The organism is Paenibacillus sp. FSL R10-2734, from assembly GCF_037963865.1.
Lineage (GTDB): Bacteria > Bacillota > Bacilli > Paenibacillales > Paenibacillaceae > Paenibacillus_AQ.
The window spans coordinates 448,536-461,775 of sequence record NZ_CP150170.1 but is presented as its reverse complement, the minus strand read 5'-3'; the positions used below and the strand labels follow the sequence as shown (position 1 = coordinate 461,775).

The window sequence follows — 13,240 nt, the reverse complement described above, 5'->3', positions numbered from 1 at the left end:
GAGACTAACATGTATTTGGTATATGCCGACGGGCAAGGAAACGTATATGATCATCCTGAACTGTACGGGTTAGCCCGTAGTGGGGATATGATCGTTGAAATGCTGGAAGAAGAGTTGATTCCGCTGCCTGAAGGCGCCACTCTTGTAGGTTTGCCTAGTACGCGGGCGGTGGGTATGGATCCTGAGACCGGTGAAATGATGTCGCTGCCAGAAGGCTCACAGGCTGTAGGGGCGCTGCTACCACAGGGCTACACTCGTTTGTGTCTTCCTGGTTATATTAAGACGGACAAGTCTTATAAGCTTCCTCTGTTTGGTTATTCGGCTGTAGTATGGAAGGATGGGGGATTCTTTGTTGCAGCAGACCCCACGGATAATCCGGAGAAATGGAACCCGCTGAACTGTGACAAAGAGGATCTGGAAGTCAATGTTGGTGAATTAACAGCCAAGTATCCTGATAACCGTCTCTATGAGCATCTTTCTAACTGTGCACTAGGCTATGAATGCCTTACTTCCTCTAATACGTTTTTAGGACGTTGGGAGGGCGGTGTACCTGTCTCTTATTCATGTAATGCTGGATGTTTTGGATGTATTTCTGAGCAACCAGATGATAGCGGCTTTGTCTCTCCGCAGACTCGGATGAATTTCCGGCCTACAGTCAATGAAATTTCACAAGTTATGCTGGAGCATTTGAAGACACCTGAATCGATTATCAGTTTTGGACAAGGCTGTGAAGGGGAACCTTCTACGCAGGCAAAACTTATTATAGAAGCAATTCGTGAAGTGCGCTCGATTACTGATATGGGCTACATCAATATCAACACGAATGCGGGCTTGAGCGATCATATTCGTGGAATCGTCGATGCTGGGCTGGATTTGATGCGTGTCAGCACAATAAGTGCCCTTGATGACCACTACAACGCATATTACAAACCTCGTGGTTACACATTGGCTAATGTAGAGAAATCACTGATATATGCCGCATCGCAGGGTGTTTACACATCGATTAATTACCTGATATTCCCTGGAGTGACAGATCGCGAGGAAGAGATTGAGGCGATGGTGGAGTTTGTAAGACGAACGGATCTGAAGCTTATTCAGATGCGTAATCTGAATATTGATCCAGAGAGCTATTTGGAGCTTATTCCCCCTGCTAAGGGTGAAATTCTCGGTATGAAGACTATGCTGGAAATTTTCCGTGATGAGTTGCCGGATGTCGTTATTGGTTCTTATACGCATGTACCACCAGCAAATATGTCTCGGGCAAAGCAACGGAAACTCAACATATAACAGAGCGAATGTACCAATGAATTTACCAATCAAACATATTGCCCAATTGAATTTTTCGTGCTAAAATACCACAGTGTAATCATATAACTCTGGGTCCGCATGAGTCCTAGGGCATGAGAGGTGAAATTCAAAATGCAAGCAACAATCCAACCAAAGTATAACTTAACTAAGGTAACCTGCGCGTGTGGCAACTCTTTCGAAGCTGGCTCTGTTAAACAAGAGCTTCGTGTTGAAATTTGCTCCAGCTGCCATCCTTTCTTCACTGGCAAGCAGAAGTTCCTTGATGCCGGCGGTCGCGTTGATAAATTTAAGAAGAAATACGGTATCTAATTGGAATAGTCGCATAGCGGCTTAATAGTTAGATCGAGCCCCCAGCTTTATCGCTGAGGGGCTCATTTTATGTCTTGGAGTTGATTTTTGTCCGAGCGTGAGCTATACTTATCTTCGCCGTGCTAGACGGGGAGGTAGCGGTGCCCTGTAACTCGCAATCCGCTGTAGCGAGGTTGAATTCCTGTTAGAGGTGCTATCGATGTGAGGCCTTGGTTCCTACGGGCTGTGTTGACGGTTGGGTCCTCCGCAATGAGTGCTTATGAACCTGGTCAGGTCCGGAAGGAAGCAGCCATAAGTAAGTTTACTCTTGTGCCGGAGGGTGGCCTAGCCCGAGCAGTCATGTAGGGTTGCCGCTTGGATCGTAGTCATCAATAACAGGTGCACGGTTTATAATTCTGTTTATAACAGCATCTTTGCCACAAGCAAAGATGCTTTTTGTTTTTGGTCAATAGCCGATGAATATAGTATAATAAATTTGCGACAAATGCCGGGAAAGAGGCAGCCTAAGAGAGGGTAATGCATAGTGGAACATATCGCGCTGTACCGTGCTTGGCGGCCGCAGTCGTTTCAAGACATGGTTGGACAACAGCACATTATCCAAACGCTGCAGAACGCAATTCGTGAACAGCGGGTTTCGCATGCCTATCTGTTCAGTGGTCCGCGGGGAACTGGTAAGACAAGTGCTGCTAAAGTCTTAGCGAAAGCGGTCAATTGTGAAAGAGGGCCAGGTCCGGAGCCTTGCAACGAGTGTCCTTCCTGCTTGCGAATCACTGCAGGTAATGTGATGGATGTGCAGGAAATTGATGCGGCATCAAACCGGGGCGTAGAGGAGATTCGTGATCTACGGGATAAGGTTAAATATGCACCTACCGAGGTGCGCCGTAAAGTGTATATTATTGATGAAGTGCATATGCTGACAACAGAAGCATTTAATGCGCTATTAAAGACATTGGAGGAACCACCGTCACATGCAATGTTCATCCTTGCGACCACGGAACCTCATAAATTGCCAGCGACGATCATCTCTCGTTGTCAGCGCTTTGACTTCCGAAGGGTAGCGTTAGAAGAGCAGACAGCACATCTAGCCGCGATCTGTGAGAAGGAAGGGATTACAGCTGATGTGAACGCATTGCAGTATATTGCCCGCCTTTCTGATGGGGGTATGCGCGATGCAGTGAGTTTGCTGGATCAGATTTCATCTTTTACGGATGGCAAAGTGACGTACGAACAAGTGCTAGGGATGACGGGGGGGATACCCTCTGAGCAATTTGCACGTCTTGCCACTGCCATTTTGGAAGGTGATATGGGTCTTCTTTTGGAGCTTGTTGAACAGCTTATGCATGAAGGTAAGAGTGCTGATAAATGTCTAGAGAATCTTATGTATTATTTCCGTGATTTATTGATGATTAAGATGGTACCTGGGGCCGATCAACTGACAGAGCGAGTCCTTAATCCCGCCGAATTCAGAGATATGGCCACCGCATTTTCTCGGGCTCGTCTGTTTCAAATCGTAGATACACTTAATAAGTACCTAGGTGAAATGAAGTATGCTACTCATCCGCAGACGTTGTTTGAAGTCGCACTGATGAAGCTGTGTAGCTTACAGCAAGAGGAAGGTGAGACCGCATCTGTTGCGCCGTTAGGTGCATTGAATGCTGGATCGGGTGTGAATCCTCCTGTAGCCGACGCTGGTGAACTGGATCTGCTCAAGAAACAGATTGCTGCACTGGAGAAGAAGCTGGAACAGGCATTACAGTCCGGTGGCATTTCCGGAGGTGGGCGAGATGGGGCCTCTTCTGCGAAATCACATCAAGCTCCAAGCGCTGCGCCGAGAATCTCTTCAACCTCCAAAATGCCTCCAAATGTAGACAGGTTTATTGCTGGTAAGGATAGTCCTGATTTTGCAGCTATCTATAAACAGTGGAGTCTTGTCTTGCAAGGGGTAAAAGAGGAGAAGGTCACGGTTCATGCGTGGTTTGTGGACGGTGAGCCTGTATCCGTAATGGAGGATGCGGTGCTTGTTGCATTCAAGAACACGATTCATCGCGATACTACGGAGAAACCAGCAAACAGACAGGTTATTGAGAATGTGCTTGCAGCACGGCTTGGTAAACCTTATAGACTGGTAACTATTATGCAGCGCGATTGGAACGAAGCCGCTCAGAAGTCAGTAGGACAGCCCAGCAGCAAAGAAGAACTGCAACTAGAGCATGAACACGATACAGCAGATGCCAAATCTGAACCTTGGATTGATGAGGCTATCCAGCTTTTTGGAGAAGACCTTGTTGTCATAAAAGAGTAATGTAAGCATACTAGCGCTAAATGCGCATTCCAAAGGAGAGACGATGTATGAATAATATGAACCAAATGATGAAGCAAGTTAAGAAAATGCAGGAGCAAATGCTTAAAGCTCAAGAAGAACTAGGTGGCAAAGTTATTGAAGGTTCTTCAGGTGGCGGTGTAGTTACAGTTCAAGTTAATGGTCACAAAAAGTTGCTTTCTATTCAAATTAAGCCAGAAGCTGTTGATCCGGAAGATGTAGAAATGTTGCAGGATTTAGTAATCACTGCGGTTAATGATGCTTTGACCCAGGCTGAAGATCTTGCTAACAATGATATGGGCAAATTTACTGGTGGAATGAAGATCCCAGGCTTGTTCTAATCGCTCACTCCACTTTGGTCTAAAGGAGAATTATAAATTTGTATTATCCCGAACCGCTAGCCAAGCTGATCGACGCTTTTACGCGCTTGCCCGGGATTGGGCCGAAGACAGCCGCCCGGCTAGCTTTTCATGTGCTTAACATGAAAGAGGATGACGTCATTGATTTTGCTAAAGCGCTAGTAAGCGTCAAACGTAATCTTCACTATTGCTCCGTCTGCTGTAATATTACGGATACGGACCCATGTAAGATATGTCAGGACAAAACTAGAGATCCTTCTGTAATCTGTGTGATCCAAGACTCCAAGGATTTGGTGGCAATAGAACGAACCAAGGAGTTTAATGGGTATTATCATGTTCTACAGGGCGCGATTTCACCTATGGAAGGCATAGGTCCTGACGATATTCGGTTGAAGGAATTATTGACTCGTCTGAGCGATGAAAGAGTAAGTGAACTGATTATGGCGACCAATCCCAACATTGAGGGTGAGGCAACGGCGATGTACATCTCTCGTCTAGTTCGGCCGTTTGAGATTAAAATCACCAGGATAGCCCACGGCTTGCCTGTTGGTGGCGATCTTGAATACGCCGACGAGGTTACCTTGTCCAAAGCGTTGGAAGGACGTCGTGAGCTATTCTAGTAGCTCTAAAGTTGTGTTTTTCAAAAGGAGGCCCCTTGGGCCTCCTTTTTTTGTTCTAAGTTTGTCCCTATCCCGATATGTATGAGAATAACGAGATGTGATTTTACATCGAAATTATTCTGAGGAGGAATTGATGATGGGATGGTGGAGCTCGTTGTGGCGGGGGGCAGATGAAGAACAGGGGAGAAAAGATACTGAGGGCTGGGAAACGTTGTTGGAGGTACGTAAGGCGCAATCGGAATGGGAGAGAGCGTACCTAATGTTTGATGAAGCGTTAGGGCAAGATCAGATTGATTACGCTATATATGTTCTGGAGGCGGCAGAGCGCAAATATCAGATACATCTCAAGCATGCTAAAAGCATGGGATTAAATAGCAGTCAGGTGTAGGCGCTAGACAAAAAGAATATAAGGGGGATCAACATGCTAAGAATGATAGCTTTGGGAGTATTGGTCTTGTCGGTTGTACTGCTGAGTCTTATTGTGTTCAGAAAAAAACTTGGCTTTGGATGGCTTAGTCTGTTCGGTATTCATTTGATACTGGCTGCGCTCGCAATATATGTAGTGAATTTCTCGGGTTTAATCACACAGGTTCATATTCCATTGAACCCCGCAACCATAGGCGCAGTAACGGTTCTGGGCCTTCCGGGGGTGGTAATGTTAATAGGATTAAGAATAATTTTGTTTTAAGGCTTGACGTGGGTTTGAAAAATATGATACATTAAGTCTCGCCCCTTTGGACAAGATGTTGATTAACAACTTGCTGAAACGGTAAGCGAAAAAAGAAATTAAAAAAACGCTTGACGAAAACAAAGGTGCTGTGATATATTATAAAGGTCGCTGCTGACAAGCAACGACGACGAAAGATGAGACATTGATCTTTGAAAACTGAACAACGAGTGAGTAGGAAATCACGCAAGTGAAATCCAAAAATAGAGAATTAATTTTCTCGTCAGATGTTTCAAAATGAGCATATCGCTCTTTTCAATACTAATTGGAGAGTTTGATCCTGGCTCAGGACGAACGCTGGCGGCGTGCCTAATACATGCAAGTCGAGCGGAGTTATTTTGAAAGCTTGCTTTCAAAATAACTTAGCGGCGGACGGGTGAGTAACACGTAGGCAACCTGCCCTTCAGACTGGGATAACTACCGGAAACGGTAGCTAATACCGGATAATTTCTTTTTTCTCCTGAAGAAAGAATGAAAGACGGAGCAATCTGTCACTGAGGGATGGGCCTGCGGCGCATTAGCTAGTTGGTGGGGTAACGGCCCACCAAGGCGACGATGCGTAGCCGACCTGAGAGGGTGAACGGCCACACTGGGACTGAGACACGGCCCAGACTCCTACGGGAGGCAGCAGTAGGGAATCTTCCGCAATGGACGAAAGTCTGACGGAGCAACGCCGCGTGAGTGATGAAGGTTTTCGGATCGTAAAGCTCTGTTGCCAGGGAAGAACGTCCGGTAGAGTAACTGCTATCGGAGTGACGGTACCTGAGAAGAAAGCCCCGGCTAACTACGTGCCAGCAGCCGCGGTAATACGTAGGGGGCAAGCGTTGTCCGGAATTATTGGGCGTAAAGCGCGCGCAGGCGGTCATTTAAGTCTGGTGTTTAAACCTTGGGCTCAACCTAAGGTCGCACTGGAAACTGGGTGACTTGAGTACAGAAGAGGAAAGTGGAATTCCACGTGTAGCGGTGAAATGCGTAGATATGTGGAGGAACACCAGTGGCGAAGGCGACTTTCTGGGCTGTAACTGACGCTGAGGCGCGAAAGCGTGGGGAGCAAACAGGATTAGATACCCTGGTAGTCCACGCCGTAAACGATGAGTGCTAGGTGTTAGGGGTTTCGATACCCTTGGTGCCGAAGTTAACACAGTAAGCACTCCGCCTGGGGAGTACGGTCGCAAGACTGAAACTCAAAGGAATTGACGGGGACCCGCACAAGCAGTGGAGTATGTGGTTTAATTCGAAGCAACGCGAAGAACCTTACCAGGTCTTGACATCCCTCTGAATCCACTAGAGATAGTGGCGGCCTTCGGGACAGAGGAGACAGGTGGTGCATGGTTGTCGTCAGCTCGTGTCGTGAGATGTTGGGTTAAGTCCCGCAACGAGCGCAACCCTTAACTTTAGTTGCCAGCAGGTAATGCTGGGCACTCTAGAGTGACTGCCGGTGACAAACCGGAGGAAGGTGGGGATGACGTCAAATCATCATGCCCCTTATGACCTGGGCTACACACGTACTACAATGGCCGGTACAACGGGAAGCGAAACCGCGAGGTGAAGCCAATCCCATCAAAGCCGGTCTCAGTTCGGATTGCAGGCTGCAACTCGCCTGCATGAAGTCGGAATTGCTAGTAATCGCGGATCAGCATGCCGCGGTGAATACGTTCCCGGGTCTTGTACACACCGCCCGTCACACCACGAGAGTTTACAACACCCGAAGTCGGTGGGGTAACCCGCAAGGGAGCCAGCCGCCGAAGGTGGGGTAGATGATTGGGGTGAAGTCGTAACAAGGTAGCCGTATCGGAAGGTGCGGCTGGATCACCTCCTTTCTATGGAGAATCGTTCTCTGCAATGAGGACATTCAAATCGGAAGCTAAGCTTCCACAATAGAACCCTCGGGTTCGAACACTCACTCGTGTTCAGTTTTGAAAGAGCAAGTCTCTTTCGTATGCGTTTGGTGGCGATAGCGGAGGGGTTCCACACGTACCCATCCCGAACACGACCGTTAAGCCCTCCAGCGCCGATGGTACTTGGACCGAAGGGTCCTGGGAGAGTAGGACGCCGCCAAGCGAACAACCTTCTTTGGTTGATTCACAATATTATATATGTTATATGGGCTTTTAGCTCAGTTGGTTAGAGCGCACCTCTGATAAGGGTGAGGTCGGTGGTTCGAGTCCACCAAGGCCCACCATATGACATTATAAATTTTATGGGGCCATAGCTCAGCTGGGAGAGCGCCTGCCTTGCAAGCAGGAGGTCAGCGGTTCGATCCCGCTTGGCTCCACCATAATTTTTCAAATGAATAACTTTTTCAACTTGATCCTTGAAAACTGGATACCGAAACGAATTTGCGTTTTAGAACATCTTTTAAGCTGAACTTGTGCAAACAAGTTTAAATTAATAGTGATGCTAAGTGAAGGTTTTCGATTGTGCGAACAAGCGAAACACCGGAACGATGGTTAAGCTAATAAGAGCACACGGAGGATGCCTAGGCGCCAGGAGCCGACGAAGGACGTGGCGAACAACGAAACTGCCTCGGGGAGCTGTAAGCAAGCTTTGATCCGGGGGTGTCCGAATGGGGAAACCCAGCTGTGGTAATTCGCAGTTACTCACACCTGAACACATAGGGTGTGTAGAGGCAGACCAGGGGAACTGAAACATCTAAGTACCCTGAGGAAGAGAAAACAATAGTGATTCCGTCAGTAGCGGCGAGCGAACGCGGAACAGCCTAAACCTAAGAGCTTGCTCTTAGGGGTTGTGGGACGTCTCACATGGAGTTACAAAGGAATATGGTAGGCGAAGAGGTCTGGAAAGGCCCGCGATAGAGGTAAAAGCCCTGTAACCTAAACTGTGTTCTCTCCGAGACGGATCCCGAGTAGTGCGGGGCACGTGAAACCCCGTATGAATCCAGCAGGACCATCTGCTAAGGCTAAATACTACCTGGCGACCGATAGTGAAACAGTACCGTGAGGGAAAGGTGAAAAGCACCCCGGAAGGGGAGTGAAATAGAACCTGAAACCGTGTGCTTACAAAAAGTCAGAGCCCTATTAATGGGTGATGGCGTGCCTTTTGTAGAATGAACCGGCGAGTTACGTTTAACATGCAAGGTTAAGTCGAGAAGACGGAGCCGCAGCGAAAGCGAGTCTGAATAGGGCGATTTAGTATGTGGACGTAGACCCGAAACCGTGTGATCTACCCCTGTCCAGGGTGAAGGTGCGGTAACACGCACTGGAGGCCCGAACCCACGTACGTTGAAAAGTGCGGGGATGAGGTGGGGGTAGCGGAGAAATTCCAATCGAACTCGGAGATAGCTGGTTCTCCCCGAAATAGCTTTAGGGCTAGCCTCGGTATAAGAGTAGTGGAGGTAGAGCACTGATTGGTTGCGGGGTCCGCAAGGATTACCAAGATCAGTCAAACTCCGAATGCCATATACTTATTGCCGGGAGTCAGACAGTGAGTGCTAAGATCCATTGTCAAAAGGGAAACAGCCCAGACCATCAGCTAAGGTCCCCAAGTGTGTGTTAAGTGGGAAAGGATGTGGAGTTGCACAGACAACCAGGATGTTGGCTTAGAAGCAGCCACCATTGAAAGAGTGCGTAATAGCTCACTGGTCGAGTGACTCTGCGCCGAAAATGTAACGGGGCTAAACACACCACCGAAGCTATGGCTAGATACGTATGTATCTGGGGTAGGGGAGCGTTGTATGTGGGTTGAAGGTGTACCGTAAGGAGCGCTGGACAGCATACAAGTGAGAATGCCGGTATGAGTAACGAAAAGATCAGTGAGAATCTGATCCGCCGAAAGCCCAAGGTTTCCTGAGGAAGGCTCGTCCGCTCAGGGTAAGTCGGGACCTAAGGCGAGGCCGAAAGGCGTAGTCGAAGGACAACAGTTTGAAATTACTGTACCACCGTAATCCGCTATGAGCGATGGGGTGACGCAGGAGGGTAGTGACGCGGACTGATGGATATGTCCGTCTAAGCAGTGAGGCTGATGTGTAGGCAAATCCGCACATCGATAAGGCTGGGCTGTGATGGGGAGCGAAAATTGTAGTAGCGAAGGTCATGATCTCACACTGCCAAGAAAAGCCTCTAGCCAGGAGAAGGTGCCCGTACCGCAAACCGACACAGGTAGGCGAGAAGAGAATTCTAAGGCGCGCGGAAGAACTCTCGTTAAGGAACTCGGCAAAATGACCCCGTAACTTCGGGAGAAGGGGTGCCCCGGTAGTGTGAATAGCACGAGGGGGCCGCAGTGAAAAGGCCCAAGCGACTGTTTAGCAAAAACACAGGTCTGTGCGAAGCCGCAAGGCGAAGTATACGGGCTGACGCCTGCCCGGTGCTGGAAGGTTAAGGGGAGTGGTTAGGGGTAACCCGAAGCTATGAACCGAAGCCCCAGTAAACGGCGGCCGTAACTATAACGGTCCTAAGGTAGCGAAATTCCTTGTCAGGTAAATTCTGACCCGCACGAATGGCGTAACGACTTGGGCGCTGTCTCAACGAGAGATCCGGTGAAATTTTAATACCTGTGAAGATGCAGGTTACCCGCGACAAGACGGAAAGACCCCATGGAGCTTTACTGCAGCTTGATATTGAATTTGGGTACGATCTGTACAGGATAGGTGGGAGCCGTAGAAATCGGAGCGCAAGCTTCGGTGGAGGCGCCGTTGGGATACCACCCTGATCGTATCTAGGTTCTAACCTAGTACCGTAATCCGGTACGGGGACCGTGTCAGGCGGGCAGTTTGACTGGGGCGGTCGCCTCCTAAAGAGTAACGGAGGCGTTCCAAGGTTCCCTCAGAATGGTTGGAAATCATTCGAAGAGTGCAAAGGCATAAGGGAGCTTGACTGCGAGACCTACAAGTCGAGCAGGGACGAAAGTCGGACTTAGTGATCCGGTGGTACCGCATGGAAGGGCCATCGCTCAACGGATAAAAGCTACCCTGGGGATAACAGGCTTATCTCCCCCAAGAGTCCACATCGACGGGGAGGTTTGGCACCTCGATGTCGGCTCATCGCATCCTGGGGCTGAAGTAGGTCCCAAGGGTTGGGCTGTTCGCCCATTAAAGCGGTACGCGAGCTGGGTTCAGAACGTCGTGAGACAGTTCGGTCCCTATCTGTCGTGGGCGCAGGAAATTTGAGAGGAGCTGTCCTTAGTACGAGAGGACCGGGATGGACGTACCGCTGGTGCACCAGTTGTTTCGCCAGAAGCATGGCTGGGTAGCTACGTACGGACGGGATAAGCGCTGAAAGCATCTAAGCGTGAAGCCCCCCTCAAGATGAGATTTCCCAATTAGTAAGACCCCTTGAAGACGACGAGGTAGATAGGTTGGAGGTGGAAGTGCAGTAATGCATGGAGCTGACCAATACTAATCGGTCGAGGGCTTATCCTATACTTAAAACGCAGATTTGTTTCGGATTCAGTTTTCAGGGAGTCAAATTCCTGTTTGGATTGCTGTGGTACTGATATCGTTTGGAGAGATACCCAAGTGGCTATAAGGGGACCCTCTGCTAAGGGGTTAGACTGCGTAAGCGGTGCGTGGGTTCGAATCCCACTCTCTCCGCCATTTTCAATCCATAGCATTACTAATTATTGTGGCGGTGTAGCTCAGCTGGCTAGAGCGTACGGTTCATACCCGTGAGGTCGGGGGTTCGATCCCCTTCGCCGCTACCATAATACCTGGAGGCTTAGCTCAGCTGGGAGAGCATCTGCCTTACAAGCAGAGGGTCGGGGGTTCGATCCCCTCAGCCTCCACCATTTTTATCTCTTTAAGATTTCTTTTTACACCGTGCCGGTGTAGCTCAACTGGTAGAGCAACTGACTTGTAATCAGTAGGTTGGGGGTTCAAGTCCTCTCGCCGGCACCATTATTATTAATGCGGAACCGTGGTGTAGTTGGCCTAACATGCCTGCCTGTCACGCAGGAGATCGCGAGTTCGAATCTCGTCGGTTCCGCCATTTTTTTCCACAAAAGTTGAGTGGGAAGTATAAAGCTACCACTTTATTTTCATGCAAACTTAATATGGCTCGATAGCTCAGTCGGTAGAGCAGAGGACTGAAAATCCTCGTGTCGGCGGTTCGAATCCGTCTCGAGCCACCTTTTTTCCTGGGGGATTAGCGAAGTGGCCAAACGCATCAGACTGTAAATCTGCTCACGTACGTGTTCGGTGGTTCGAATCCATCATCCCCCACCATTTATGAGCCATTAGCTCAGTTGGTAGAGCACCTGACTTTTAATCAGGGTGTCGAAGGTTCGAGTCCTTCATGGCTCATCCCAAACAGAAAGTCATCACCTTATGGTGGTGGCTTTTTTTGTGTAAATAAAAGAAAGTATAAGTTTTATACCTATACTTTATGCTTGTTTGAAATTGTTTTATAGTAGCGCGCTACTGCACCGATTAACATAATATAAGAGAATATGCTAAAATAGGCGAAAAGAGCAAAAGTGGTGGAGCATGGTGACTATGGATAGTGAGACATTGCGGAAAAAATTAGAGCAACTCACCGGAAAGAGAACCGGAGTCAAGCAGTTAGGGAGGCAGCATTCAGCTTCTCTTTTTAGCATGGGATTAGAAGTACAGGATCAATTGGTAATCCATGAGGGTCACCTCTGGGTACCTCTGTATGAGAATGACGGACGTATAACCGCTGTTTGGGTGGAGATGGAGGGGCTCACCTCTCTGGAAGTACAACTAGTCAATTATGCAGTTCGTAATTTTGCTATTGCACTCAAAGCTACAGGGCTTAGAGAAGAAGGTGAAGTGGAGGCACGGCAGCTAGGTGCTTGGTTGAACACGGAGCTTGAGCAAGAGAAGAATGACGCTGAAATACCCGATGACATGACTCTTAAGGGGCGTCTGTTCGGAGACATGATTCCATTCCTACTTAGTAGTGAGATTGCACATAGTCCGCAGATCTCTTATCGTTCACTGATGAAACTCCTGCGTAGCTATTTTGAGAATGAAATCCTGCTTATCCCCCTTCAAGAGAAGGAATGGTTAATATTAGCTCGTAAAGAATTGCTTACGGGCGGGGATGATAAGGATGATGAAGAAGAGAGTGTAGATGAACTTCTAGCACAGACTAGTATGGGTTTACATGAGCTGATAGCAAGCGAATGGGTAGGAGTATTCCATTTGGCAGTAGCTCCGGCTATTGTTCCTGTTAAGGGATTGACAGGGTCAGTGGCTTTGCTTAGGGAGACGATTGTACTCGGTCGTATTTTTCAAGTAGGTGAATATATTCATTTACCTTGGGAATTGCATTTGGAACGTTTGGTTAATAGTATTCCAGATGCGCGACGTAAACAATTGCTTGGACAAATTGGTGATTATTCAACTGTACTATCAGATAAGGAAATGCTGCTGACCTTGGAGACTTTTTTCGAAATGGACTGTAATTGGTGTAGTTGGCCTAACATGCCTGCCTGTCACGCAGGAGATCGCGAGTTCGAATCTCGTCGGTTCCGCCATTTTTTTCCACAAAAGTTGAGTGGGAAGTATAAAGCTACCACTTTATTTTCATGCAAACTTAATATGGCTCGATAGCTCAGTCGGTAGAGCAGAGGACTGAAAATCCTCGTGTCGGCGGTTCGAATCCGTCTCGAGCCACCT

At 48.3% G+C, this 13,240-nt stretch carries 7 protein-coding genes, 11 tRNA genes, 3 rRNA genes and 1 other RNA gene; all 22 read left to right on the top strand.

Going from position 1 to position 13,240, the window contains the following annotated elements; genetic code table 11:
* The first annotated feature begins 9 nt into the window (after nucleotides 1–9).
* The 22 genes from NSS67_RS02135 to NSS67_RS02030 all read left to right on the top strand — a co-directional run bounded on the left by NSS67_RS02135 (nucleotide 10) and on the right by NSS67_RS02030 (nucleotide 13,237).
* Entirely contained in the window at nucleotides 10–1,287 is a 1,278-nt protein-coding gene (locus tag NSS67_RS02135; RefSeq protein WP_339318106.1) for a radical SAM protein, read from the top strand.
* Between the two features lie 132 nt (nucleotides 1,288–1,419).
* A complete protein-coding gene (rpmE, locus tag NSS67_RS02130) occupies nucleotides 1,420–1,617 on the top strand; it encodes a 50S ribosomal protein L31 (protein ID WP_339318105.1) in 198 nt (65 codons plus the stop codon).
* 117 nt (nucleotides 1,618–1,734) lie between these two features.
* An RNA gene (gene ffs, locus NSS67_RS02125) (signal recognition particle sRNA large type) lies at nucleotides 1,735–2,003 on the top strand.
* 137 nt (nucleotides 2,004–2,140) lie between these two features.
* Nucleotides 2,141–3,919, top strand: coding sequence for a DNA polymerase III subunit gamma/tau (gene dnaX / locus NSS67_RS02120; RefSeq protein WP_339318104.1), 1,779 nt, complete (start codon nucleotides 2,141–2,143; stop codon nucleotides 3,917–3,919).
* 47 nt (nucleotides 3,920–3,966) lie between these two features.
* Nucleotides 3,967–4,278, top strand: a complete 312-nt coding sequence (locus NSS67_RS02115) for a YbaB/EbfC family nucleoid-associated protein (RefSeq protein ID WP_042183982.1) — start codon at nucleotides 3,967–3,969, stop codon at nucleotides 4,276–4,278.
* A gap of 38 nt (nucleotides 4,279–4,316) precedes the next feature.
* Nucleotides 4,317–4,916: a recombination mediator RecR gene (recR, locus tag NSS67_RS02110; protein ID WP_042123249.1), complete on the top strand. Its 600-nt coding sequence runs from the start codon at nucleotides 4,317–4,319 to the stop codon at nucleotides 4,914–4,916.
* A 133-nt stretch (nucleotides 4,917–5,049) separates the two neighbouring features.
* Complete coding sequence (locus tag NSS67_RS02105) at nucleotides 5,050–5,304, top strand: DUF2508 family protein (protein ID WP_339318103.1); 255 nt, start codon at nucleotides 5,050–5,052, stop codon at nucleotides 5,302–5,304.
* Nucleotides 5,305–5,337: 33 nt separating this feature from the next.
* Nucleotides 5,338–5,604, top strand: coding sequence for a pro-sigmaK processing inhibitor BofA family protein (locus NSS67_RS02100; protein WP_339318102.1), 267 nt, complete (start codon nucleotides 5,338–5,340; stop codon nucleotides 5,602–5,604).
* A gap of 301 nt (nucleotides 5,605–5,905) precedes the next feature.
* A 16S ribosomal RNA gene (locus NSS67_RS02095) occupies nucleotides 5,906–7,463 on the top strand.
* Nucleotides 7,464–7,587: 124 nt separating this feature from the next.
* Nucleotides 7,588–7,704: ribosomal RNA gene (rrf, locus tag NSS67_RS02090) — 5S ribosomal RNA — on the top strand.
* A 44-nt stretch (nucleotides 7,705–7,748) separates the two neighbouring features.
* Nucleotides 7,749–7,825 (top strand) — tRNA-Ile (locus NSS67_RS02085).
* 20 nt (nucleotides 7,826–7,845) lie between these two features.
* Nucleotides 7,846–7,921, top strand: a tRNA-Ala gene (locus tag NSS67_RS02080).
* Nucleotides 7,922–8,091: 170 nt separating this feature from the next.
* Nucleotides 8,092–11,020 (top strand): 23S ribosomal RNA (locus NSS67_RS02075).
* Together the 16S, 23S and 5S rRNA genes with 10 tRNA genes alongside form the textbook arrangement of a ribosomal RNA operon.
* A gap of 82 nt (nucleotides 11,021–11,102) precedes the next feature.
* A tRNA-Ser gene (locus tag NSS67_RS02070) sits at nucleotides 11,103–11,194 on the top strand.
* A gap of 30 nt (nucleotides 11,195–11,224) precedes the next feature.
* Nucleotides 11,225–11,301: transfer RNA gene (locus NSS67_RS02065), tRNA-Met, on the top strand.
* 8 nt (nucleotides 11,302–11,309) lie between these two features.
* Nucleotides 11,310–11,385, top strand: a tRNA-Val gene (locus tag NSS67_RS02060).
* Nucleotides 11,386–11,418: 33 nt separating this feature from the next.
* Nucleotides 11,419–11,494, top strand: a tRNA-Thr gene (locus NSS67_RS02055).
* A gap of 13 nt (nucleotides 11,495–11,507) precedes the next feature.
* A tRNA-Asp gene (locus tag NSS67_RS02050) sits at nucleotides 11,508–11,585 on the top strand.
* Between the two features lie 66 nt (nucleotides 11,586–11,651).
* Nucleotides 11,652–11,724: transfer RNA gene (locus NSS67_RS02045), tRNA-Phe, on the top strand.
* Nucleotides 11,725–11,735: 11 nt separating this feature from the next.
* Nucleotides 11,736–11,821 (top strand) — tRNA-Tyr (locus NSS67_RS02040).
* Between the two features lie 5 nt (nucleotides 11,822–11,826).
* Nucleotides 11,827–11,899 (top strand) — tRNA-Lys (locus NSS67_RS02035).
* A 1,265-nt stretch (nucleotides 11,900–13,164) separates the two neighbouring features.
* Nucleotides 13,165–13,237 (top strand) — tRNA-Phe (locus tag NSS67_RS02030).
* The last annotated feature ends 3 nt before the right edge of the window (nucleotides 13,238–13,240 follow it).

Excerpts from the sequence above, each read along its gene's own strand:
- NSS67_RS02115 (WP_042183982.1), top strand. The coding sequence starts at position 3,967 with ATGAATAATATGAACCAAATGATGAAGCAAGTTAAGAAAATGCAGGAG.
- NSS67_RS02105 (WP_339318103.1), top strand. The coding sequence starts at position 5,050 with ATGATGGGATGGTGGAGCTCGTTGTGGCGGGGGGCAGATGAAGAACAG.
- NSS67_RS02100 (WP_339318102.1), top strand. The coding sequence starts at position 5,338 with ATGCTAAGAATGATAGCTTTGGGAGTATTGGTCTTGTCGGTTGTACTG.
- NSS67_RS02135 (WP_339318106.1), top strand. The coding sequence starts at position 10 with ATGTATTTGGTATATGCCGACGGGCAAGGAAACGTATATGATCATCCT.
- rpmE (WP_339318105.1), top strand. The coding sequence starts at position 1,420 with ATGCAAGCAACAATCCAACCAAAGTATAACTTAACTAAGGTAACCTGC.